Consider the following 24,197-nt stretch of genomic DNA (forward strand, 5'->3'; position numbering starts at 1 on the left):
CCTGGCGAGCACAGGGGGAACATGGGGGCCTCGCACGAGACCGCATCGTCAGCACGGCCGTGGGCCGGCGGAAGGCGTGCGTCGAGTGTCGCCACCGTCGCGGCGGCGCTGCTCCTCGGTGCCTTCACGGCGCCCGCGTCGGGCGAGGTCCGCGTCCGTGACGCAGCGGGTGCCGAGCTGGTCAAGAACGGGTCGTTCGAGCGCGGCCTCCGCGGATGGCGTACGAACGACCGCCGGATGACGAAGCTCCGCCAGGTCCGTCGCGCGATCAAGGGCAAGCGCGCCGTACGGCTGCGTGCTGTGAAGGGCCGCCGCAACATCGTGCTCAACGACCGCAAGAACACGGTTCGCAAGGCCCCGAAGGGCGCGCGCTACCGGCTGAGCGCCTACGTCAGGTCCCCCGACCGGCTCGCAGGTGACCTGCGCGTGCGGGTCGTTCGCACCGTGCGTGGCAAGCCAAGGAGGACGCGCGTGTCGATCCATCGCGCGCGCTACCGGCTGACCCACCGACACTGGGTCCACGTGAGCCTCACCTTCAAGGTGAAGCGGAAGCGGTCGGCGCTCGACCTGAACGTCGTGGCCTGGAACGCCCGCCCTGGGCAGGTCCTGTACGTGGACCAGGTCTCGCTGCGGCGACTGAGGTCGGTCCGGGTTCCCGTCCGTGGGGTTCCCGAGGGAGGCGGGACCCTGACCAACGGGTGCCACTACTCCGCCCGTGGGGTCCCGGAGTGCGGCGCGTACGCCGGTGCTGCCGTGGGCGACAACGCGAGCCCGGCGGGGCACGAGTCACGCGCCGGTCAACCGCTCGGCGTGCACCGCACGTTCTGGAAGGCCGACGACGTCGCGGCTGCGGTCGCGACGGCGCGCGCCGACCTCGCCCGACGACGGGTGCCGTGGATGAGCTTCAAGCTCCCCTACTCGTGGACGGCCATGGCGGCCGGCGCAGGCGATGCGTGGGCCCGTGACATCGCGGCCCGGCTGAGCAAGCTCGACGGGCCGGTCTGGATCGCCTTCCACCACGAGCCGGAGAAGGACGGCGCCATCGCGAGCTGGAGAGCCATCCAGGAGCGACTCTCCCCGATCGTGCGGCGTACGGCGTCCAACGTCGCCTTCACCATCATCCTGACCGGCTGGAACCAGCTCTACGGGAGCGCTGCGTACTCGCTCCCCGCGATCTGGCCCAGGCGCACCGCAGTGGACGTCGTCGGGTTCGACGTCTACAACCGGTACGGCACACCGGACTCCAGCCAGACCAAGCCCGCCGATCTCGTGTCCGAGTACTTCGACCCTCTCTCGGCCTGGGCCCGCTCACGAGGGGTGGCGTGGGGGATCGCCGAGACCGGCTACACCGACGCCACCGCCGCCAAGGATCCGACGTGGCTGCGCCGGACGTACGCGGGGCTCGTCGCCAGGGGCGGCGTGGCGCTGGCGTACTTCGACAGCGCTCCCGCGAGCGCCACCGGCGACTGGCTCCTCGACGACGCGCGGAAGGCCCGGCAGTTCGCCGACGTGGTCTCCGGAACTCCGACGATGAGACGCTGACGAGAGCATGGCGCTCGGATGCGCGAGGGCCACCGCGATACCTGGCAGGTTTGCGTCAGTTGTCCGAGTTCTGACGATCTCTGGTCTTCACCTAGGGCCTCGGATACCGTTCCCCACCTCGGGTAAAGACGCGTGCCGTTCGCGGCGGATTCTCGGTACGCACCCTCTCTTGCCGCCGCACTGATACTGATGACTGATCCTTTCAGCAGCCACCAGTCCACCTCCCCCAAGAACCGAACACCGCGCCGTGGAGGCGACCATCGAGGGCCCCGCCGCCGGCGCTCGACGATCGCCGCAGCCGGCGCGGCTTCGCTCGTCGCAGGATTCGTCGTCCTCACGACCTCGACGCCTGCTTCCGGAGAATGGATCCCCGGTCCCGAGCTCGTCGTCAACGGATCGTTCGAGGACGGCACGACGGGTTGGAAGACGAACGGTGGTCGTGAGACCCCGCTCGTCCAGGCCCGTCCCGGTGTCGACAGCGCGAACTCCGCGCTCATCTCGGCCTCCGCTCGTCGCAACCTCGTGCTGAACGACGCCAAGAACACGGTTCGCGACACCGATGCTGAGACGCGCTTCCGCGTCTCGGCGCTCGTGCGGTCGGACAACGTGACCTCGGGTGAGCTCCGCGTCCGCGAGGTGACCCAGAAGGTCGTGACGCTCAACCGCGAGCGCTTCCGCCTCGAAGCGGGCGCCGACTGGCAGCGCGTCAGCCTGGAGCTGACCGTGGAACGCAACGGCTCGAGCCTCGACCTGAACGTCATCACGTGGGACGCGCGCCCCGGCGAGAACCTGTACGTCGAGGACGTCTCGATGGTGCAGATGATCCAGGAGGGCACGAACCCGCCGCCGACCGAGCCCACCACGGAACCCACCCCGGAGCCGACTCCGACGACGGACCCCACCACGGCCCCGACTCCGTCGCCCGAGCCCACCCCCACGGCTGAGCCGACGACGCCCACGGATCCCGAGGGCACGCCGCCGACGCCCACGCCGACGACGGCACCCACGACGCCTCCGCCGACGACCGAGCCTCCGAAGCCGGAGCCGGGCGGCGGCGTCCTGACGAACGGCTGCAAGTACTCCGCACGCGGCATCCCCGAGTGCGGTGCCTACTTCGGCGCGGCGCTCGGGAGCAACGACGACCCGACCCCGCTCGAGAAGAAGGCGGGCCAGCGGTTCGGCATCCACCGCACCTTCTGGCAGGCCTCGCAGGTCGACGCCGCCGTCAGGACGGCCGAGCAGGACCTCGCCCTCGGACGGCTGCCCTGGATCAGCTTCAAGCTGCCGACGTCGTGGGAGGCCATGGCCTCCGGCGCGGGTGACGCCTGGGCCCGCGACATCGCCGATCGCCTCGGCGGACTGGACGGCCCCGTGTGGGTGGCGTTCCACCACGAGCCCGAGACCGACGGCGACATGGCCCAGTGGACGCAGATCCAGCGCCGGCTCGCGCCGATCGTGCGCAGCACCGCACCGAACGTCGCCTACACGATCATCCTCACCGGCTGGCACCAGGTCGAGGGGCAGGGCGACACCGCGTCGTACGGCCTCGACCGCATCTGGCCCACGGGGACCAAGATCGACGTGGTCGGTTTCGACGTCTACAACCGGTTCGGCACCGACCGCTCGAACCGAGACGCTCCGTACGACCTCGGCAAGGAGTTCTTCGAACCCCTCGCGAAGTGGTCGAAGGCGAACGGGATCCCGTGGGCCATCGGTGAGACCGGCTACACGGACGCCACGGCGAAGGCCGACTCGGACTGGCTCCAGAAGACGTACGACCAGCTCGTCGATCTCGACGGCATCGCGATGTCGTACTTCAGCAGCTCGCTGAACGCGACCGGCGACTGGCTGCTCGACACGTCGGACCGGCAGGACCAGTTCGTCGACGTGCTCCGCGGGACACCGCTGCTGCCCGTCTCCTGACGGACCGTGGCTGAGAGGGCCCCGGGAAAGATCGAGAATCGGTCTCCCGGGGCCTTCTGCTCTGCTTCAATGCTGGTCAGAGACGAATCGGGGCGTCGCCGAGCGGAGCCCGCTGACCAGAGGAGGGCGAGGTCGATGGCGAAGCCGCGCACGTTGCTCGTCGCTGCGACCGGCGGCCACCTCGAACAGCTCTACCGGATCCACGAGCGGATCGTGCCGGAGTCGGGGGACGTCACCTGGGTCACGCACGACGATCCTCAGTCGCGATCGCTGCTGGCTGGCCGGCAGGTGGAGCTGGTCGACTACGTCCCGCCGCGCGGCTACGCCACGATCGCCCGGATCGCCCCGCACGCGTGGTCGATCATCAGGCGCGGCCGCTTCGACCGCGTCGTCTCGACCGGGGCCGGCGTCGCGCTGCCGTTCTTCCTCGCCGCCCGCGCCCAGGGCGTCCCGTGCCACTACATCGAGAGCGCAGCGCGCGCGGACGGGCCGAGCCTGACCGGACGCCTCGTGTCCCGCCTCCCGGGGGTGCGTCTCTACAGCCAGTACGAAAGCTGGTCCGGGGGCCGCTGGAACTACCGCGGCTCGTTGTTCGACGCCTTCGAGGTGGTCGAGAAGGCAGACGAGCCCATCAGCAAGGTCGTCGTGACGCTCGGCACCATGAGGACGTACGAGTTCCGCCGCCTCGTCGACCGGCTCGTGACGGTGCTGCCCGAGGTCGTCGACGGTGACGCCCAGGTCCTCTGGCAGGTCGGCGTCACCGACGCGAAGCCGCCGTTCGGCGAGGTCCACGCCAACGTCCCCAACGCCGATCTTCGCGCAGCGATCGAGGACGCGGACCTCGTCGTGGCGCACTCGGGCATCGGCTCGGCGATCACCGCGCTCGAGCTCGGCAAGCGACCGGTCCTCGTGCCCCGCCGCCCTGCCTTCGGCGAGCACGTCGACGACCACCAGGCCTTGATCGCCGGCGAGCTGGGAGCGCGCGACCTCGCGATCTCGCGCGAGGCGGACGAGCTCACCGCCGACGATCTCCGTACCGCCGCACGCGGGCGTGTCCGCGTCGGCACCCGTCCAGAACCGTTCGCGCTCGTCGACTGACGGGCCACAGGAGTCCATCATGAGTCGCACCTCGTCAGACCACCCCGACTCGGGTGTCCAGGTCTGTGTCATCGGCACCGGCTACGTCGGTCTCACCGCCGGCGCCTGCCTCGCGTACCTCGGCCACCGCGTCACGTGCGCCGACGCGTCGGCGGACCGTGTCGCGGCGCTGCGGCGCGGGACGATCCCGATCTACGAGGCGGGGCTCGACGAGCTCGTCGAGGCTGGCGCGTCATCAGGTCGGCTGTCGTTCGTGACCAGCAACCTCGACGCGGTCCACGACGCCGACGTGGTCTTCCTGTGCCTCCCCACCCCGCAGGACGCCGACGGCAGCGCCGACCTCAGCCGAGTCCTGGCTGTTGCCGCAGAGATCGGCGCCTCCCTCAAGGAGGGCGCCGTCGTCGTCAACAAGTCGACGGTCCCGGTCGGTACGGCAGCCCGGGTGGCGGAGGCGCTCGGGCGACCTGACGTCCATGTCGTGTCGAACCCGGAGTTCCTCGCCGAGGGATCGGCCGTGCGTGACTTCCTCAACCCCGACCGCGTGGTCGTGGGGTCTGACGACGCCTCCGCGGCGGAGCGCGTCGCCGCGCTGTACGCCCCGCTCGACGCGCGCACCGTCGTGACCGACGTCGCCAGTGCCGAGACGATCAAGTACGCGTCCAACGCCTACCTCGCCATCCGACTGACCTTCGTCAACTCGATGGCCGCCGTGTGCGAGGCGTCCGGGGCGGACATCCGCGCGGTCACCGAGGGGATGGGTGCCGACCGCCGGATCGGCACCGCGTTCCTCAAGCCGGGTCCCGGCTGGGGTGGCTCGTGCTTCCCCAAGGACACGGCCGCCCTCGTACGAACCTCGGAGGAGCACGGCTTCGACTTCAGCCTGCTCCGCGCGGCGGTCGACGCGAACGCACAGCACCGGCGCTGGCTGCTCGGCAAGATCGTGGGGGCCGTCGGAGGCGACGTGCGCGGCAGGCGGGTGGCCCTGTGGGGACTCACCTTCAAGGCGGGCACCGACGACCTCCGCGACTCGCCCGCGCTCGAGCTGGCTCACGACCTCGTCGCCCTCGGCGCCCAGGTCCGTGCGTACGACCCGACGGTCACGACCGACGTCGACGGGATCGACGTCGCTCGTTCCGCGCTCGCGGCGTGCGAGGACGCGGACGTCCTGGCGATCGGCACGGAGTGGCCGGAGTTCTCCGAAGTCGACCTCAGCGAGGTCGCCAGCGCCCTGGCAGGGGACGTCGTCGTCGACTGCCGCAACGTCCTCGACGCGCCCGCCGCGGCAGCCGCGGGTCTTCTCTACACCGGCGTCGGGCTCCGCGGCGTGGGCGTCGTACCGACCTCGGCTGCCGTCGACGCCGCCCTCGACGGCGGCACGGCGGCCTGACCGGCAATCGAGCCGGGAAACCTCGGGATGACCACCCGGGGTCTATCCTGAGAGCTGGCCTCACACCAGGAAGGTTCCAGCGTGAGCGTTCCCCGCACCGACGCCGACGTCGAGTTCTCCGACTACGGATCCATCATCCGTCGTCGGTGGGTTCTCGTGGTTCTCGGCCTGGTCGCCGGTGTGGCTGTCGCGGTTCTCGCGATCGCCCTCATCCCGAAGACCTACACGTCGACCGCGTCCGTCATGGTGCAGCCCACCGGCCAGGACGGCACCGTGGCCAACGGGCGCACGTCCACCCCGATCAACCTCGACACCGAGGCACAGATCGTCAAGTCGACGGTCGTCTCGCAGCAGGTGATCGACGCGCAGGAGAACCCGATCGAGACCGACCCGCGTGCCCTCGCCAAGCACGTCATGGTCACCGTGCCTCCGAACACGTCCGTCCTCAACATCTCGTTCTCGGCGTCCACGCCGGAGGACGCCCAGGCGGGCGCCGAGCAGTACGCCGAGACGTACCTCGCGAGCCGCAAGGCTGAGGCGGAGAGCCGCATCGATGCCGAGGCCCGGTCGATCCAGGCCCAGCTCGACACCTTGCAGGCGAGGCTCAAGGCGCAGTCCCAGCGGATCGCGCGACTGCCCGAGAACTCTCCCGAGCGCGTGTACGAGATCTCCCAGCGCGACCTGCTGGTCGACCAGATCGCGGCACTCAACTCCGAGCTGGTCCGGCTCACGTCGACCGAGATCATGCCTGGCGACGTGATCACCGAGGCGCAGACACCGACGACGCCGACGAGTCCCAACATCAAGATCCTGGGCGCGAGCGGAGTGCTCGCCGGGTTGCTCGCCGGCCTGCTGATCGCCGTGGTGGTCGACCGGGCCGACAAGCGGGTCCGTGACCGTCGTGACCTCGAGCGTCTCGGCCTCGACTCGCTGGTCGCCCTCGTCGAGGTGCCTGCCGCGCGCGACGTCGGGGGCGTGGTCGGGACCGGCCGCGGCACGGAGTCGCTCCGCCAGCTCCGCAACGCGCTGCTCGCACGCATCCCGGAGCAACGAGCCGTCGTCCTCGTCGCGGGAGCGTCCAACGACTCGACCGGGTCAGCCGTGGCCGTGAGCCTCGCTGCGACGCTCGCGCGCAGCGGCGTCGACGCGCTGCTCGTCTCCGCCAACTCCGTCCACTGCGCGGTCACCGACGTCCTCGGAGACACCGATCGTCCCGGCCTCGCCGACATCCTGCACGGCAGGGTCGACGCGCCGAGCGCGATCGTCGACGTGCCGCAGGTCCCGGGTCTGCGGGCGATGTCCGCGGGTTCCGACGGCTCCTTGTACTCCGAGCTCCTGCAGAGCCACCACGTCAAGACCGTCCTCGGCGACCTGGCAGACCAGGCGTCGGTTCTGGTGGTCGACGTCGCACCGACCGGAGCCAACGCCGACGCACAGTCGCTCGCCGCGATGGGCGCAGGTGTGCTGGTGGTGGCGAGCGCTCAGCGCACGAACCGCGCCGAGGTCGTCGACGCGATCGATCAGCTCCGGCACGTCTCGGCGTCGATGCTGGGTGCCGTCGTCGCGGCTGTCCAGCCCGAGCGAGAGGCCAGCGTCGGTGGCCTCGCGACGATCACCGTCGACGAGGACGACCACGCGCACGGCGCGCACGAGCGCGTCGAGCGGGAGGACGAGGGAGCCGACGAGTCGCTGCTCGTGACGACGCTGGTCGACGTACCCGCGATCCGCGAGACCGACCTGGGCGACCCTGTGGCGACCGGTGCCCCTGCGGTCGAGGGGGCGGACGGGGTCGACGACGAGCTCGAGGACGACGAGGACGAGCAGCGTCCCGTGTACATCCACCGCACGGACGCCGAGCGCCCGACCAAGAAGAGCCGCTACTCGTTGTCACGGTCGGGCGCAGCGTCCCCGCCGGGGCGCGACAACGGCTGACCTCACCGACATGAGCGTGACCGGGGCCGTTCCCGCGGGGCAGACCGCGGCGCTCCCGCCCCCACGGCCGCGCCGGCTGGGCCCCGCCTGGCCGCTGATCGTGCTTCTCGCCGGCTACCCATTGTTCTGGGTGGCCGGGCTGTCGGCCTTCGCGCTCCCGGTGATGGCTGTCCCCATGGCGGTCATCCTCTATCGTCGGCGCCCGCTCAAGCTCCCGCGCGGCTTCGCCCTGTGGGCGCTCTTCCTCGTCTGGAGCGTGTTCGGAGTGTTCCTCCTGGGGATCAATCCCCAGGGTTTCGTGCCTGGCGCCGCGGGCGGGCGGCTGTTCGGGTTCGGGATGCGCGAGCTCTCCTACTTCTCGGTCACCATCCTGCTGCTCTTCATCGGGAACCTGTCCGAGAAGGAGCTTCCGCAGAGCAGGCTCGTACGCCTCCTCGGGGTGTTCTTCGTGACGGTCGTGGCCGGTGGTCTCCTGGGGATGCTGGTGCCCCAGCTCCAGTTCACGTCGCTCTTCGAGATGTTCCTGCCAGGGTCGATCCGTTCCAACGACTTCGTCCAGAGCCTCGTCCATCCGCGCGCGGCGCAGGTTCAGGAGCTCCTGACCGACGCGACCCCGCGCCCTGCCGCGCCGTTCAGCTACACGAACGCGTGGGGTTTCCACCTCACGCTGCTCGGCGTCTGGTTCGTGGTGGCGAGGTTCTTCCTGAAGGGTTCCCGGGCCAAGCTGTTCTCGCTGTTCGTGCTCGTGGCGGGCTTGGTCGTCCTCGTCTACTCGCTGAACCGTGCGGCGTGGATGGGGGTCGCGGTCGCCGTCGCGTACGTCGCCATCAGGCTCGCGCTCCGCGGACGCCTGGTGATGGTCGCCTCGCTGGTGTTCATCGGCGCGATCGCCGGTGGTGCCGTGCTGGCCACGCCGCTCGGCGAGGTGGTGAGTGCGCGGCTCGAGAACGGCAAGAGCGACAACATCCGTGCGTTCACGACCGAGAAGGCGTTCGAGCTCTCGGCGCAGTCCCCGGTGGCCGGCTTCGGCACCACGCGTTCGACGTTCGGGTCGTCCTCGTCGATCGCGGTCGGCAAGTCCGCACAGTGTCCGGCATGCGGCAACGCCTCCATCGGCATGAACGGCTACTTCTACATGCTGATCGTGACGACCGGGTACGTCGGTGCGGCTCTGTTCTTCGGTTTCGGCGCCCTCCAGGTGTGGCGCACCCGATCGATATGGTCGCCCGTCGTGGTGGCGGGCAGCACAGTCATTCTCATGACTGGCTTCTATGCCTTCTTCTACGATGGTGCGACGTGGCTGCTGGTCCCGTTCGCGACGCTCGGAATCCTGTGGCGTGAGGAGCGGGCAGCAGCAGTAGCCGTTTCCGAGGGAGTCGAGGGTGTCCGTGGTGGAGTCGAAGGCGTCCCCGTCCGGCGGCAGGGCGACGGTCGAGCGACTCTTCCCGCACCGTCTCGCGACTGACCCCGCGTCCGCCTCCGGTGGCCCGGAGAGCCGGTCCTTCGTCGCGATCCCGAGCGAGGCGAACGCCCGCCTGATCCTGCCGGCGGACCCGCGCCTCGCCGCGGTGGCGCTCCACCGCGCGCGTCGCCCGGTCAACCGTCGGAGCCGGGTCACGACCACGGCCGTGAGCGCACTCCTGAGGCTCGGCGCCGGCAGACTGCTTCCCGGTCGGATCCAGGCCGACGGCACGGACTCGATCGAGACCCTCCTCGCCGACGTCGTCAGATCGCCCGTGAGGATCGGGATCTTCCTCGGGCCTCCGCGAGCGAACCGCAAGCCGGTCCTGCAGGTCCTCAGCCCCGACGGTGAGCTGCTCGCCATCGCCAAGGTCGGCACCAACCCGCTCACGGCGAGGCTGGCGACGGCAGAGGCCGAGGCGCTCCGACTCCTGGCAGCGGCACCGCTGCGCCACACCGTCGTCCCGACCCTGCTGGGCCTGCACACCTGGCACGACCTCGTCGTGATGGTCCAGTCGCCGCTCCCGATCTGGGAGCAGGGCATGCGGGACGACCCCGCACTGCGACGGCGGGCGATGCTCGAGATCGCGACCTCGCAGGGCGTGACCCGGCTTCCCTGGTCCGACTCCGAGCACCGGCGTGCGGTCGACCTGACCATCGAGCGCATCACAGAGCCTGTGGTCGCGGGTCTGATCCGTCGGGGCGCCGACCACGTGCTCGAGAGCGCTCGCCAGGTCGACCTCGGGGCCTGGCACGGCGACCTGACCGCCTGGAACCTCGCCTGCGCCGGCGACCAGGTGCTGGTCTGGGACTGGGAGCGCTTCTCGACAGGGGTCCCGGTCGGGTTCGATCTCCTGCACCACCACTTCCTCCCGTCGCTCAAGGGCGAGCCGTCCGCGCGCGCCGGAGCCGGAGCCGCGCTCCTCGACGACTCGCCCGGCCTCCTGCGCGGGGTCGTCGACGACCCGGAGGACGCCCGCACCGTCGCGCTCCTCTATCTGCTCGAGATCGGCGGCCGGTTCGCCGTCGACGGCCAGGCCCGGACGGGGACCGCGGGCGGCGACGTCGTCGAGTGGCTCCGCCCCGTCATCGACCTGCTCGACCGAAGGAAGGCCACCCATGGCTGAACGCGGACCGATCGCCCAGTGGATCCACGGACGTGCGCGCAGCGCCAGCGCCGTCGCGGGGAGGATGACGTCCTCCGTCCGCATGACGCCGCAGTTCCTCGTCGTCGGCGCCCAGCGGTGCGGCACCACCTCGCTGTACAAGACGCTGGTCCAGCACCCCGACGTCATGCCCGCGGGACTGCACAAGGGGATCCACTACTTCGACACCGCGTACGGCAAAGGCTGGTCGTGGTACCGCGGCCATTTCCCGACGACGTACGCCGCCCGGCGCAAGGAGCGTCGCACCGGCACTCCGCCCATCACGGGGGAGGCCAGCCCGTACTACATGTTCCACCCGCTCGCGCCGGCCCGGATCGCGCAGGACCTCCCTGAAGCGCGGGTGATCGTGATGCTCCGCGACCCGGTGGAGCGTGCGTACTCGGCGTACACCCACGAGCGTGCCCGCGGGTTCGAGCCCGAGACCTTCGAGAAGGCCCTCGCCCTCGAGAGCCAGCGCCTGGCCGGGGTCGAGCTCGCGTTCGAGCGCGACCCGCTCCACCACTCGCTCGCGCACCAGCACAACGCGTACGTCGCCCGGGGCCAGTACGTCGACCAGCTGGAAGCACTCGAGAAGGCGCTCGGACGTGACCGGATGCTGGTGGTGGACAGCGACGACCTGTTCGCGGACTTCGCCCCGCAGTTCCGTGAGGTGACCGAGTTCCTCGGGTTGAACGCCTGGCTGCCGGAGTCGTTCCAGCAGCGCAACGCTCGGCCGCGCCGCGGGCTGGAGGGTGAGCTGCGCGAGCGGCTCGAGGCGCACTTCGAGCCGTACGACCGTCGGCTGGCGCAGTGGTGGGGGCGCACGCCGAGCTGGCGCCGATGACCGAACGACCGCTGACCGACCAGGGATCGAAAGAGGCATCGTCCGGTGGCTCCGACATCTCCGGTCTCGCTCGTCGCGGTCTGCTGAGCCTCGGCGGCGCCGGTGTCAGCGCAGTCGCCAGCTTCGTGCTCATCGTCGTCGTCACCCGCAGCTTCGGGAAGGAGACGGCGGGCTACCTCTTCTCGGCGACGTCGCTGTTCGTGATCGCCGAGAGCCTGTGCGCGCTCGGGACGGCGACCGGCATGGTCTACTTCATCGCTCGGCTGCGCGCGCTCGGGCGCGGCGACGCGGTGAGGGCCCTCATCGGGGTCGCGGTGCGACCGGTCGCGATCGCCTCGGTCCTGGCCGGGACAGGCCTCTTCCTCGCTGCTCCCGCCCTCGCCGAACAGCTGGGCTCGGGTGGCTCGACAGCGCAGGCCACCCAGTTCATCAGGGTCGTCGCCGTGTTCCTCCCGTTCGCGACCTGCTACGACGTCTTCATCGCGGCCACGCAGGGCTTCCACACGATGACGCCGACCGTCGCGCTCGAGAAGGTGGGCCGCCCTGTCATCCAGCTCGGGGCACTGGCCGTCGCGGGAGCCTTCGGTCTCGCCTGGCTCCTCCCGTACGCCTGGGCTGCGCCGTACCTCGTCGCGCTGGTGCTGGTCGCTGTCTGGCTGGCGCGTCTCGTCCGCCACGACGCTGCCGCCGAGAACGCCACGAGCGACCGAGCCGTCACCACGGGGGCGTTCTGGCGCTACACGGCCCCGCGCGGCATCGCGAGCGCCGCCCAGCTGAGCCTGCAGAGGCTCGACATCGTCCTCGTCGCGCTCTACCTCGGTCCGGCGGAGGCCGCGATCTACACGGCAGCGACGCGGTTCGTCGTGCTCGGCCAGCTCGGCAGCCAGGCCGTCGCGCTCGCGGTCCAGCCGAAGTTCGCGGAGCTCCTCGCTCACGACGACCGCGTCAGCGCCCGACAGGTCTACCGGACGACCACGGCGTGGGTGATGGCCGTGACGTGGCCGGTGCACCTCGTCGTCGCCGTCCTCGCTCCGGTGGTCCTCAGGATCTTCGGTCCCGGGTACGACAGCGGCTGGTCGGTCGTCGTCGTCCTCGCACTGACGATGCTCTTCGCGACGTCCTGCGGCATGGTGACGATGCTCCTGGTGATGGCGGGGAAGACGACCTGGAACCTTCTCAACGTGCTGGTGGCGCTCACGGCGAACCTGGTGCTCAACCTCACCCTGATCCCGGTCTGGGGCATCTTCGGCTCGGCGGTGGCGTGGTCGGTCGCGATCGCGTTGAGCAACGCGCTCCCGCTGTTCCAGGTGAGACGGGCGCTCGGTCTCGACCCGTTCGGTCGCGGTTCGGTCGCCGTGGCCGGCCTCGCGACACTCTGCTTCGCGGCCGTGCCCGGCCTCGGATGGCTGCTCGGCGGTGATCCGGTCCTCCTGGTCGGACTCACGGTGGTGGGGGGCGTCCTCTACGCGGTCGGGCTCTGGTTCCTCCGCGGCGTGCTCGAGCTGGACGGCCTCGTCGGGTCGATCGCGGGGCGGCTGCGGCCACGGCGGGTCTAGACGGGGAGTTGCCGCATTCTTCAGCGGCGTGGTCGGTCGTCTCGTTACGCTGACGCGCATGTCCAGTCGCGCCACCCGCTCAGCTCTCTCGTACTCGCTCGTCGGTCTCGCGCTGCTCATCCTGGTCACCAAGGTGCACGCGATGGCCCTCCCCAGCGGCATCGCCTCGCAGATCGGGCACAACAGCGAAGCACTCGCCTTCGCCCTGCTCGTGTGCGCCGAGATCCAGTTCTTCCGGCCGTGGGCGCTCGGCCGTCGATTGGCGTGGCTGTGGACGGTGCTCGGAGCCGGGATCCTGTTCGCGGCAGCGTACGGGCTGCTCCAGACGGGCTGGACGTCGTCGGTGGTGACGCTCAACGAGCCCATCGTTGGCGCAGGCTTCGTGCTCCTCTACATCATGATCCCGCGGCCGTTCCGGTTCGCGCCGCTCGTCTCGCTCGCCATCTTGGCGTTCATCGTGATCTTCTTCGACACGGCGTTCGTCCTCGACCAGGCCGAGAGCCTCGTGCCGTTCCTCATCGCGCCGCTCGCCCTGGACGTGTTCGACCGGACGATCCTCGAGCCGGACCAGCCCGACCGCCCGGTGCTGAGGGTGGTCTGGATCGGAGTGCTCGCCGTCGTCGGCCTGGCCTTCATGGCCTCCGCCCCGTGGGCGCGAGAGGACCTGGAGGGCTGGTTCCGGTACGGCATCGACTACGGCCAGCGCGCGTCCGAGGCGTACTGGGGCTGGATCCTCGTGCACGCCTACTTCGCCTACGTCCTCGGTCGCCTCTGGCACCCCGCCTCCGGACGGACCGCCTCGACGACTCGAGCGGATCGCCTCGAGGCGCGATGACGTTCTCACGACGAGCCGACCGCAGGACCGGCGGCGGGCGGATCCCCGTGCTCTACGTCGGCGGCCTCGGCAGGAGCGGATCCACACTTCTCGAGCGGTCGGTGGCCCAGCTTCCCGGTGTCTGCGGCCTCGGGGAGACCGTCTACATGTGGGAGCGCGGCCTCGTCAACGACGAGCGTTGCGGGTGCGGCCAGCCGTTCTCCGCGTGCGGGTTCTGGACCGCGGTGGGCGACGCCGCGTTCGGTGGCTGGGAGAACGTCGACGCCGAGCGCCTCGCGACCCTCGCCCGGACGGTGGACGACGTGAAGCACGTCCCGAGGATGTTCCTCGGCCGTGGTGGTCGTCAGTTCGCCGAGGCGGCCGAGGAGTACGTCTCCTTCTACGAACGCCTGTACGCCGGTGTTCGCGACGTGACGGGCTGCGAGGTGATCGTGGACTCGTCCAAGATCACCTCCTTGGCGTACCTGCTCAACCGTTCCCAGCGCGTCGACCTGCGCATGGTCCACATCCTGCGTGACCCGAGGGCGGTCGCGTACGCGTGGACGAAGGTCGTCAGGCGCCCGGAGATCACCGGCTCCACCGCGTACATGCCGCGCTACTCGCCGGCGTACATGGGCTGCCTCTACAGCGGCCACCACGTCCTCCTCGAGGCGCTGCGCCTGCGCGGCGTCCCCACCATGAACCTGCGCTACGAGGACTTCGCCGACGAGCCGCTGCCGGCGGTGCGGGCCGTGGCCGAGTTCGCCGGGCTGACCTGGGACCGCGATGCCGTGTTCGGTGCCGACGACCACACGCTCGACCTCGGCACGGTCCACACGGCGAGCGGCAACCCGTCCCGGTTCCAGACCGGCGAGGTCGCCGTACGCCGCGACGAGTCGTGGCGCCGGGCGATGCCGCGGCGTCAGCAGCTGGTCGTCAGCGCGCTCACCGCACCGCTGGCCCTGGCGTACGGCTACCGCCTCCGCCCCCCGGCGCCCGTGCCGGAGCCGACGCCGACGGGTCCGTCTGCGCTCGCCGAGCTCGACGTCTGGCCGTCGGTGACAGTCGTCGTCCCCACCCACGACCGGCCGGAGATGATGCGGCGGGCCGTGCGCTCCGTCGTCGAGCAGGACTACCCGGGCCGCATCGACGTGGTGGTGGTCTTCGACAAGGCCGATCCGGACACCTCGCTCGTCAGCGACGCGGCCGACCGCCCGGTGTCGGTGGTGCGCAACTCGCGGACACCCGGCCTCGCGGGCGCCCGCAACACAGGGATCCTCGGCTCCCGGTCCGAGCTGGTGGCCTTCCTCGACGACGACGACCACTGGGTCGCCGACAAGCTGTCACGGCAGGTGCGCGCACTCGCCGCCGAGCCCACCGCGCAGTTCGCGACGACCGCCATGGCGATCGAGTACGAGGACTCGACGATCGTCCGTCTCGCCGGCAAGACGCGGGTCACCCATCCCGACCTGGTGCGCTCGCGGCTCGCGATGCTGCACTCGTCGTCGTTCGTGGCACGACGCGATGCTCTCGTCGGTCCGATCGGGCTGATCGACGAGACCATCCCGCGCAGCATGGCCGAGGACTGGGACATCCTGCTCCGTGCCGCTCGCCAGCACCCGATCGTGCACCTCGACGAGCCGCTCGTGCGGGTGCGGTGGGGCCCCACCTCGTACTTCGCCGACCAGTGGCAGACCCGCAACGAGGCACGCCTCTGGATGCTCGAGCACCACCCCGAGCTGCTCGAGGACCGCGTCGGTGCCGGACTGACGTACGGCAAGCTCGCGTTCGGCTCGGCGATGCTGGGTCGACGCCGCGACGCGCTCGGCTGGAGCCGCCGCGCGGTGCGTGCCAACTGGCGCGAACCGCGTACGGTCCTGGCTCTTCTCGTGGTCGCTCGACTGGCCAAGGGCCAGTGGATCGTGGACCAGCTGAACCGGCGCGGACGCGGAATCTGATCGGACTACCGCAATTCGCGGACAGCGTGACCCCGCGGCCGTTTGAATGGTCGGACGGGGTGCCACGGGGGCACCGCCCGTAGCTCCTGGAGATGCCATGCTCGCGACCTTCCGACGGACCTCCGTCGTGGTGATCAGCGCAGTTCTTGCTGCTGCCACCGTCCAGCTCGCTCTCGGATCGGCAACGACTGCCGCCCCGAACCACACGCGAGTCGTCTCGGAGGTGCCTCCTTCCTGGACCCCGGCGATCAACAACGGGTCCGTCCGTGGCATCGCGCAGGTCGGGGCGACGACGGTGGCGATCGGCGACTTCACCAGTGTCACCCCGTCGGGCGGGTCCAGCGTCGCCCGCAACGGCGCCGTCGCCTTCAACGCGACCGCCGGCGGACTCGTGGGCGGCTTCAACCCCAGCTTCAACGGCGCTGTCAACGATGTGATCCCCGGACCGACCGACACCACGGTCTACGTCGCCGGGTCCTTCACCCAGGTGAACGGCACCGCGCGCAGCCGCATCGCACTCCTGAACCTCAGCAACGGATCTCTGGTCGCCTCGTTCGTGCCCCCCAACATCAACGGTGCCGTCAACAGCATCGCCAAGAACGGCAACCGCATCTACGTCGGCGGCAACTTCACGGCCGCCGCGAACACGACGCACGGCGGCCTCGCGATGATCAACGCCACGACGGGCGCCATCGACCAGTCGTTCGGCAATGACGTGGCCGAACGCCACAACGACACAGGCAGCGGCGCGCAGGGAGCGATCGGAGTCCGTGACCTGGAGGTCACGCCCGACGGGTCGAAGCTGGTCGCGATCGGCAACTTCAAGAAGGTCGACGGGCTCAACCGTGACCAGGCGGTCGTCATCAACACCACTGGCGCGGCATCGCAGGTCGCCCCCGACTGGCGCACCCGCCGCTACGAGCCGTACTGCTTCAACTGGGCCTTCGACACGTACGTGCGCGGCGTGAGCATCTCGCCGGACGGCTCCTACTTCGTCGTCGCCTCGACCGGCGGGCCGAGTGGCGGCACGCTCTGCGACACCGCAGCACGCTTCGAGTTCGCCTCGACCGGCGACGACATCCAGCCCACCTGGATCAACTACTCCGGTGGAGACACGCTCTGGGGCGTCGAGGTCACCGAGTCAGCGGTCTACGTCGGCGGCCACCAGCGCTGGATGAACAACAGCCTCGCCGGCGACTCCGCCGGACCCGGTGCCGTGCCGCGTCCCGGCCTGGCGGCCCTGGACACCGAGACGGGTGCACCGTTGAAGTGGAACGCCGCACGCAATCCGCGCGGCGCCGCGGTCTACGCGTTGGAAGCGACCCCTGCGGGTCTCTGGATGGGCAGCGACACCGAGTACGTCGGGGCGAACTACGCCTACCGTCGTCCCCGGCTCGCGTTCTTCCCGCATGCGACCGGTGCCGTCAAGGCGTCGGACTCGATCGCCGGTCTGCCCGGCACGGCCTACGTCGGTGGCTCCACGGCGACGTCCAACGGCAACATTCTCTACCGCGTGAACGCGGGCGGCAGCACGGTCGGCACGGTCGACGCCGGGCCCGACTGGGAAGCCGACGACCAGGGCTCGAGCCCGTACCGCAACGAGGGCAGCAACGCCGCCGGCTGGGGCAGCGGCTCGACCACGGACAACACCGTGCCGACGACCACCCCGAACGCCGTCTTCGACTCGGAGCGGTGGTCACCCTCCGACGATCCGGCGATGAACTGGGCGTTCGCAGCTCCCAACGGCGCTCCGCTGCAGGTCCGGCTGTTCTTCTCGAACCGTTGCAGCTGCACCTCGGGTGCAGGGCAGCGTGCCTTCGACGTGTCGATCGACGGGACCAAGCGTCTCGACAACTTCGACATCGTCGCGGCGGTCGGTGACCAGCGCGGCACGATGCGGGCCTTCAACATCACCAGCGACGGGACGGTCAACATCGACTTCTCCCACGAGGTCGAGAACCCGCTGATCAACGCGATCGAGATCGTCCGCACCGACCAGGCACCGCCGGTCCCGGCGGGCAACTCGCTGAGGTCGATCCCGCTGACGACGAGTGGTGCCAGCCCAGCGGTCGAGGTGTCGACGCAAGGCATGGACTGGTCAGCGGTCCGCGGCGCGTTCGTCGCCGGCGGCAAGCTCTGGTACGGCCGCACCAACTCGCTGTTCTACTCCCGCACCATCAGCGCGAACGGGACGCTCGGTCCGGAGGTCACGATCGACCCGTACAACGACCCCCTGTGGGCCGGTGTCTCCGCGGGCAACAACACGGGAACGTACGACGGCAACCGGGTCGGGCTGTACTCACAGCTGCCGGGCGTGACGAGCATGGCCTACAGCCAGGGTCGCCTCTACTACACACGCTCGGGCGACGCGAACCTCTACTGGCGCTGGTTCAGCACCGACAGCGGGATCATCGGCTCCGACACGTTCACGGCCAACGGCGGCCGGTCGTGGAACGGCACGAGCGGGATGTTCTTCGCGAACGACGCGCTCTACTTCGTCTCGACCAACGGCAACCTCAACCGCATCGGGGTGTCCGCGGGCACTCCGAGCGGCGCGGTCACCGTGGTCGACGGTCCGGGGATGAGCGGCAACAACTGGCGTGGCCGTGCGGTGTACCTGACGGGTGCGACCGCGCTCCCGCCGAACGTCAACCCGACGGCCGACTTCACGTCGTCCTGCGTCGACCTGACCTGCACCTTCACGGGGGCCGCTACGGACTCCGACGGGACGATCGCCGGCTACGCGTGGGACTTCGGTGACGGTGACGTCGCGACCGGCGAGGTCGCGAACCACACCTTCGACGATCCCGGCACGTACTCCGTCAAGGTCGTCGCCACCGACAACCGTGGAGGGACGGGTGAGCGGACCAGGCAGGTCCAGGTGACCGACACTCCGAACCCGTCCGGGCCGATCACCTTCGTGAACGAGTCGACAGCTGCCGTCAACACGGCCAGCCCGTCTGTCGCGATTCCGGCGGGTGTCCAGGCAGGCGACACGTTGCTGCTCACGGCGAGCGTCAACAACGCGCCCGCCATCAGCACTCCTGCGGGCTGGACGCTGGTCGACAGCGCGGCGACCACCGGACTCACGACGTCGGTGTGGACCCGTGAGGCGACCGCCTCGGACGCCGGCAACAACGTGACCGTCGGACTCAGCGCCATCGCCAAGACCACCCTCGCGATCACCGCGTACCGAGGTGCCGGCGGCGTCGGCGCGACGGCGACGAGCTCGGACGCCGCGACGGCGTCGCACACGACTCCGTCGATCGCCGTGCCCACCGGGTCGTGGGTCGTCTGGTTCTGGGCCGACAAGTCCCCGAACACCGCCGACTGGACGCCGGGTGCCGGCGTGACGCAGCGCGCCGAGGTCGTGTCCTCGGGCTCGGGTCGGGTGTCGACGTTCGTCGGCGACACGGCCGGTCCCAGGAGCGGCAACGTCGCCGGTACGACGTCGGTGACCGACGTCGCGAGCAGCCGGGGCGTGAGCTGGTCGATCGTCCTCGAACCGAGCTCGTAAGATGCTCGCCGTGAGGAATCGACTCGCGCCGACTCTGGTCGCGCTCGCTGCCGCAGCGCTCGTACTCGGGGGATGCAGCAGCGACGACGAACCATCGGCCGGGTCGACCACGGCGACGAGCTCGGAGTCCCCGGCGTCGGACGACGGTGCGTCGTCCGACGCGGGGGACGGGTCCGGCGACTCGGGCACCGCTGACGGAGACGCCAGCGAGCCGACGCCGGAGCCGTCGACGAACCCTGCGGCCGAGCCCACCGACGGCACCGCCGAGTCGTCGCAGCCGACCAAGAAGGGCAAGCAGACCGCTGTGTTCAGCCGCGTCCCCGGCAACGCGTCGGGGGAGTGCGTCCGCGTCGGCAAGCAGCGCGACGTGCGGTCCGGCTCGATCGTCGGTGGCCCGTTCGACACCGCGGCGGCGACTTGGGGCACGACGCAGCCGGGTCAGCCGAAGCGCAACGTGATGCTCTACTGGGTCCCCTTGCACGCCGACGACATGAAGGGCGTGACGGTGACGGCCAAGAACGCGGCGACGGGGGCAACCGTGAAGGTCAACCGCGAGCCGTTCGGCGAGGCCGAGCAGTGGAAGTACTACGCGACCAACATGGTTCTGCGTGATCCCGGTGCCTGGACCTTCCGGGTGTCCGCCGGTCCGGACTCGGGGTGCTTCGTGATGACGCTGCGCCGATAGAGTTCCGCAATCTCCTGCATCCCGTGACGGGGTGCGATTCGATGGTCCTCGCGGGCCGCTCGGTCCCCACCGCCCAACCTCCTTGGAGTGCTTCGATGCCTGCCCCACGTCGTCTCCGCCTCGTGCTGAGCCTGCTGGTCTCCGCAGCCGTGATCGCCGTCGGTGTCGAGGCGGCGCAGACCACCGCAACGGCGGCCGCTCCGCAGCACGACAAGGTCGTCTCCGACGCGTTGCCGATGACTCCCGCCGTCAACGACGGCAGCGTCCAGGCGATCGCGCAGGTCGGCAGCACCGTGATCGTCGGTGGTGACTTCACGAGCGTCACGCCGGTGGGTGGGGCGGCAACGACCCGCAACTACGTCATGGCGTTCGACAAGGCGACCGGGCAGCTCGTCCCCGGGTTCGCGCCGGAGCTCAACGGCGACGTCACCGAGGTGATCGCCGGCCCGACTCCGACGTCGGTCTACATCGCCGGTCGCTTCACGCGCGTCAACGGCTCGCCCGCGAGCCACGTCGCACTCCTCGACGTGAGCACCGGCGCCCTCGCGTCGGGCTTCCGTGCCGCCCCGACGAACGGTGTCGTCAACAGCCTTCTCCTGCGAGGCAACCAGCTCGTCGTCGGCGGCTTCTTCACCACGGCCGCGACCGAGCCGCGCGGCGGCATCGCTGCGGTCGACGCGACGACAGGCGCTCTCTCGCCGTACCTGAACCACCAGCTCACCGACCGCCACAACGACTCCGGCAGCGGTGCGGTCGGACCGGTCGGCGTCCGCGACATGGACATCACGCCCGACGGCTCGCGCCTGGTGGCCATCGGCAACTTCAAGAACGCCGACGGGCTCCCGCGCGACCAGATCGTGATGCTCAGCCTCGGCGAGAGCGCCTCGACGGTGACCGCTGACTGGCGTACGCGCCGCTACGAGCCCTACTGCTACAACTGGGCCTTCGACTCCTACATGCGCGGGGTCAGCGTCTCACCGGACGGCTCCTACTTCGTCGTCGCGACGACCGGCGGACCCAACGGCGGCACGCTGTGCGACACCGCCGCGCGTTTCGAGGTCGCCGCGACCGGCGCCGAGATCCAGCCCACCTGGGTCGACCACTCCGGCGGCGACACCCTCTGGGGAGTCGCAGTCACGGAGCAGGCCGTGTACGTCGGCGGTCACCAGCGCTGGATGAACAACTCGCTCGGCAGCGACTCCTCCGGCGCCGGCTCGGTGCCGCGGCCGGGGCTGTCCGCGCTCGATCCGACCACGGGCGTCCCGCTCGCCTGGAACCCGGGCCGCAACCCGCGTGGCGCCGCGGTCTACGCGCTGTACCCGACCACCGACGGACTCTGGATGGGCAGCGACACCGAGTACGTCGGGCCGAACTACCGCTACCGCCGTCCGCGCCTCGCGTTCTTCCCGCTGGCGACCGGCAAGGCCAAGGCATCCGACTCGGTGGCGTCGTTGGGCGCGACCGCCTTCCTGGGCGGCAACCAGACGCCCTCCCAGAACGTGCTCTACCGGGTGAACGCCGGCGGATCGGCGGTCTCGTCGATCGACAGCGGGCCCTCGTGGGAAGGCGACACCAGCACGTCGAGCCCGTACCGAGGCATCTTCACGAGCGCCTCGACGTACTCGCCCTCCGCGACCGTCGACGCCACCGTGCCGGCCGGGACCCCGGTCGGGGTGTTCGACAGCGAGCGCCGACCGTCCTCCTCGCTCACTTCGATGAAGTGGACGTTCCCGGTGCAGCAGGGTCGACCGCTCCAGGTGCGTCTCTACTTCGCCAACCGCGCGAGCTCCACCAACACGCCCGGCAAGCGCATCTTCGACGTGAAGATCGATGGCACCGAGGTGCTCAGCCGCTTCGACATCGTCGCGTCCGTCGGGCACCAGCGCGGGACGATGCGGGCCTACGACATCACGAGTGACGGCACCGTCAACATCGACTTCGTCAACCGCACCAACAACCCACTCATCAATGCGATCGAGATCATCCGCACCGACATCCCGGCGCCGGTCGACGACGGCTCCCTCCGGACAGGTGAGGTCGACGCAGACGGCGCGGAGGCGGGTGGCACCGTGAGCGGTGCCGGCATCGACTGGAACACGGTCCGCGGTAGCTTCGTGGCGGGCGGCAAGCTCTACTACGGCAAGAACAACGGCACCTTCAGCTCGCGGACGTTCGTCGACGGGCTCGAGCTCGGTCCGGAGGTCGCGGTCGATCCGTACAACGACCCGAACTGGGCGGGTGTCCCGACCGGCAGCGGCAACAACTTCGACGGCAAGCTGGTCGACCTCTACGCGCAGCTCGGCAACGTGACCGGCATGACGTACGCGAAGGGCCGCCTCTACTACACGAAGTCGGGCTCCAACACGCTCTTCTGGCGCTGGTTCAGCACCGACAGCGGCATCATCGGCGCCCAGGAGTTCGTCGCTGACACGACGCGCACGTGGTCCGACACGAGCGGCATGTTCATCGCGGACGCCAAGCTCTTCGTGGCGTCGCGCAGCACCGGTGAGCTCGGTCGCTACGACCTCGGAGGGGACGGGATGCCGACGGGTGCCCGGACGCTCGTCGACGGCCCGTCGATGTCGGGCATCGACTGGCGGAGCCGGGCGCTGTTCGCCACGAACGTCATCCACCCGCCGCCGAACGAGCTGCCTACCGCAGCGATCGCGTCCAGCTGCGTCGAGCTGATCTGCACCTTCGACGGAGCCGGCTCCACGGATCCGGACGGCAGCATCGCCGTGCACGCCTGGGACGTCGCCGGGACCGCGAAGTCGGGTCAGTCGATCTCGCACACGTTCGACGAGCCCGGCACGTACGACGTGTCGCTCACGGTGACCGACAACGTCGGCGCGACCACCACGAAGACGGTCTCCGTCACCGTCGAGGGGCCGCCGGCCACGCTCGAGGAGATCAGCTTCGTCGGAGCGTCCTCGGCGTCGGCCAACAACGCCGCTCCGAGCGTGCCGGTGCCGGGCGGGATCGAGGCCGGCGACGTCATGCTGCTCACGGCCACGGTGAACAACGCGCCGACGGTGACGCCGCCGGCGGGCTGGACGCCGGTGACGACGGAGTCGACGACCAACCTCACGACGTACGCCTGGACCCGCACCGCGACCGCAGCCGACGTCGGCGCAACCGTGTCGCTCGGCCTGAGCGCCGCCGGGAAGACCGGCCTGGCCATCACCGCGTACGACGGTGTGGACACTGCCAGCCCGATCGCCTCCACCGCCGCGAACACGGCGGCCTCCACGGCGACGCACACGACACCGGACGCGACCGTCGGGTCCGGGTCATGGGTCGTGTGGTTCTGGTCGGAGAAGTCGACCGCCACGTCGTCGTGGGCCCCGGGAGCGGGAGTCACGACGCGAGCGACGGCGTACGCCACGGGAACCGCGCGCGTCTCGACACTGGTCGGCGACACCGGCGGTCCGGTCACCGGCACCGTCCCCGGAGCGACCGCGACGACGGACACCGTCAGCGGCCGGAGCGTCAGCTGGTCGATCGTGCTGCGCCCGGCGTCCTAGGCCCCTGCCTAGAATGGCGGCGCGATCGCAGAACTCGACCCGAAGGACGGCATGACGTCGACGAATGACCACGAGCTCGCCGTGTGGCTGGCCGAGCAGGCCGGTGCCGAGCTGCTGGAGGTCCGCCAGGGCGGGCTCGAGGGCAAGGAGCTGAAGGACGCCGGCGACCAGGCGAGCCAGGCTGTGCTGGCGCGCCTGCTCGCCGAGCACCGCCCCGACGACGCCGTGCTCAGCGAGGAGGCCGCCGACGACTCGGCCCGGGTCGACGCGGGACGCGTGTGGATCATCGACCCGCTCGACGGGACGCGGGAGTTCTCCGAGCCGCCGCGCGACGACTGGGCAGTCCACGTCGCGCTGTGGGAGGACGGCGACCTGGTCGCAGGAGCCGTCGCTCAGCCCGCACTCGGTGAGACGTTCAGCACGGCGGCGCCCGCGTCAGTGCCACCGCGCACCGACGGGCCGATGCGCATCGCTGTCAGCAGGAGCCGCCCGCCCGCCTTCGTCAACGCGCTCGCCGACCAGGTCGGTGCGGAGCTGGTCCCGATGGGATCGGCCGGCGTGAAGGTCATGTCGGTGGTCCGCGACCTGGCCGACGTCTACGTGCACGCCGGCGGCCAGTACGAGTGGGACTCGGCCGCGCCGGTCGTCGTCGCACGCAGCGCGGGGCTCTTCACGAGTCGCGCCGACGGCAGCCCGCTCGTCTACAACCGCACGAACCCGTGGCTCCCGGACCTCCTGGTGTGCCGCCACGAGTACGCCGACGAGGTGGCGTCGTTCGTGCGCGAGCACGCCGACGAATCCTGACGTTCGC

At 70.3% G+C, this 24,197-nt stretch carries 15 protein-coding genes; all 15 read left to right on the forward strand.

Annotation, left to right across the window (positions count from 1 at the left end):
• Positions 1-21: 21 nt before the first annotated feature.
• The 15 genes from AB3M34_RS05330 to AB3M34_RS05400 all read left to right on the forward strand — a co-directional run bounded on the left by AB3M34_RS05330 (position 22) and on the right by AB3M34_RS05400 (position 24,190).
• Positions 22-1,542, forward strand: coding sequence for a carbohydrate binding domain-containing protein (locus AB3M34_RS05330; protein WP_370618049.1), 1,521 nt, complete (start codon positions 22-24; stop codon positions 1,540-1,542).
• A gap of 189 nt (positions 1,543-1,731) precedes the next feature.
• A complete protein-coding gene (locus AB3M34_RS05335; protein WP_370618050.1) occupies positions 1,732-3,465 on the forward strand; it encodes a cellulase family glycosylhydrolase in 1,734 nt (577 codons plus the stop codon).
• Positions 3,466-3,600: 135 nt separating this feature from the next.
• Positions 3,601-4,563, forward strand: coding sequence for a glycosyltransferase (locus tag AB3M34_RS05340; RefSeq protein ID WP_370618051.1), 963 nt, complete (start codon positions 3,601-3,603; stop codon positions 4,561-4,563).
• A gap of 19 nt (positions 4,564-4,582) precedes the next feature.
• Entirely contained in the window at positions 4,583-5,950 is a 1,368-nt protein-coding gene (locus tag AB3M34_RS05345; protein ID WP_370618052.1) for a UDP-glucose dehydrogenase family protein, read from the forward strand.
• A gap of 81 nt (positions 5,951-6,031) precedes the next feature.
• A complete protein-coding gene (locus AB3M34_RS05350) occupies positions 6,032-7,882 on the forward strand; it encodes a Wzz/FepE/Etk N-terminal domain-containing protein (protein ID WP_370618053.1) in 1,851 nt (616 codons plus the stop codon).
• A gap of 10 nt (positions 7,883-7,892) precedes the next feature.
• The gene (locus tag AB3M34_RS05355) at positions 7,893-9,347 is read left to right on the forward strand and encodes a hypothetical protein (protein WP_370618054.1); all 1,455 of its coding nucleotides are present in this window, start codon (positions 7,893-7,895) and stop codon (positions 9,345-9,347) included.
• Positions 9,265-10,470 (forward strand): hypothetical protein, encoded by a 1,206-nt coding sequence (locus tag AB3M34_RS05360; protein ID WP_370618055.1) that lies wholly within the window; start codon positions 9,265-9,267, stop codon positions 10,468-10,470. The genes AB3M34_RS05355 and AB3M34_RS05360 overlap by 83 nt, the downstream gene beginning before the upstream one ends.
• Complete coding sequence (locus tag AB3M34_RS05365; protein ID WP_370618056.1) at positions 10,463-11,332, forward strand: sulfotransferase family protein; 870 nt, start codon at positions 10,463-10,465, stop codon at positions 11,330-11,332. The genes AB3M34_RS05360 and AB3M34_RS05365 overlap by 8 nt, the downstream gene beginning before the upstream one ends.
• Positions 11,329-12,888: a polysaccharide biosynthesis C-terminal domain-containing protein gene (locus tag AB3M34_RS05370; protein WP_370618057.1), complete on the forward strand. Its 1,560-nt coding sequence runs from the start codon at positions 11,329-11,331 to the stop codon at positions 12,886-12,888. The genes AB3M34_RS05365 and AB3M34_RS05370 overlap by 4 nt, the downstream gene beginning before the upstream one ends.
• Positions 12,889-12,946: 58 nt before the next feature.
• Complete coding sequence (locus AB3M34_RS05375; RefSeq protein ID WP_370618058.1) at positions 12,947-13,723, forward strand: hypothetical protein; 777 nt, start codon at positions 12,947-12,949, stop codon at positions 13,721-13,723.
• The gene (locus tag AB3M34_RS05380) at positions 13,720-15,660 is read left to right on the forward strand and encodes a glycosyltransferase (protein ID WP_370618059.1); all 1,941 of its coding nucleotides are present in this window, start codon (positions 13,720-13,722) and stop codon (positions 15,658-15,660) included. The genes AB3M34_RS05375 and AB3M34_RS05380 overlap by 4 nt, the downstream gene beginning before the upstream one ends.
• A 97-nt stretch (positions 15,661-15,757) precedes the next feature.
• Entirely contained in the window at positions 15,758-19,177 is a 3,420-nt protein-coding gene (locus AB3M34_RS05385; RefSeq protein WP_370618060.1) for a PKD domain-containing protein, read from the forward strand.
• Between the two features lie 10 nt (positions 19,178-19,187).
• Positions 19,188-19,862: a hypothetical protein gene (locus tag AB3M34_RS05390; protein WP_370618061.1), complete on the forward strand. Its 675-nt coding sequence runs from the start codon at positions 19,188-19,190 to the stop codon at positions 19,860-19,862.
• 95 nt (positions 19,863-19,957) lie between these two features.
• Positions 19,958-23,386: a PKD domain-containing protein gene (locus AB3M34_RS05395; protein ID WP_370618062.1), complete on the forward strand. Its 3,429-nt coding sequence runs from the start codon at positions 19,958-19,960 to the stop codon at positions 23,384-23,386.
• A gap of 51 nt (positions 23,387-23,437) precedes the next feature.
• A complete protein-coding gene (locus AB3M34_RS05400) occupies positions 23,438-24,190 on the forward strand; it encodes a 3'(2'),5'-bisphosphate nucleotidase CysQ (protein WP_370618063.1) in 753 nt (250 codons plus the stop codon).
• The last annotated feature ends 7 nt before the right edge of the window (positions 24,191-24,197 follow it).

The organism is Mumia sp. Pv4-285 (assembly GCF_041320275.1).
In the GTDB taxonomy this organism is placed as follows: domain Bacteria; phylum Actinomycetota; class Actinomycetes; order Propionibacteriales; family Nocardioidaceae; genus Mumia; species Mumia qirimensis.

Bases quoted from the DNA above. Each gene is read 5' to 3' on its own strand.
- AB3M34_RS05330 (WP_370618049.1), top strand. From the start codon at position 22: ATGGGGGCCTCGCACGAGACCGCATCGTCAGCACGGCCGTGGGCCGGC.
- AB3M34_RS05335 (WP_370618050.1), top strand. From the start codon at position 1,732: ATGACTGATCCTTTCAGCAGCCACCAGTCCACCTCCCCCAAGAACCGA.
- AB3M34_RS05340 (WP_370618051.1), top strand. From the start codon at position 3,601: ATGGCGAAGCCGCGCACGTTGCTCGTCGCTGCGACCGGCGGCCACCTC.
- AB3M34_RS05345 (WP_370618052.1), top strand. From the start codon at position 4,583: ATGAGTCGCACCTCGTCAGACCACCCCGACTCGGGTGTCCAGGTCTGT.
- AB3M34_RS05355 (WP_370618054.1), top strand. From the start codon at position 7,893: ATGAGCGTGACCGGGGCCGTTCCCGCGGGGCAGACCGCGGCGCTCCCG.
- AB3M34_RS05365 (WP_370618056.1), top strand. From the start codon at position 10,463: ATGGCTGAACGCGGACCGATCGCCCAGTGGATCCACGGACGTGCGCGC.
- AB3M34_RS05370 (WP_370618057.1), top strand. From the start codon at position 11,329: ATGACCGAACGACCGCTGACCGACCAGGGATCGAAAGAGGCATCGTCC.
- AB3M34_RS05375 (WP_370618058.1), top strand. From the start codon at position 12,947: ATGTCCAGTCGCGCCACCCGCTCAGCTCTCTCGTACTCGCTCGTCGGT.
- AB3M34_RS05380 (WP_370618059.1), top strand. From the start codon at position 13,720: ATGACGTTCTCACGACGAGCCGACCGCAGGACCGGCGGCGGGCGGATC.
- AB3M34_RS05385 (WP_370618060.1), top strand. From the start codon at position 15,758: ATGCTCGCGACCTTCCGACGGACCTCCGTCGTGGTGATCAGCGCAGTT.
- AB3M34_RS05395 (WP_370618062.1), top strand. From the start codon at position 19,958: ATGCCTGCCCCACGTCGTCTCCGCCTCGTGCTGAGCCTGCTGGTCTCC.
- AB3M34_RS05400 (WP_370618063.1), top strand. From the start codon at position 23,438: ATGACGTCGACGAATGACCACGAGCTCGCCGTGTGGCTGGCCGAGCAG.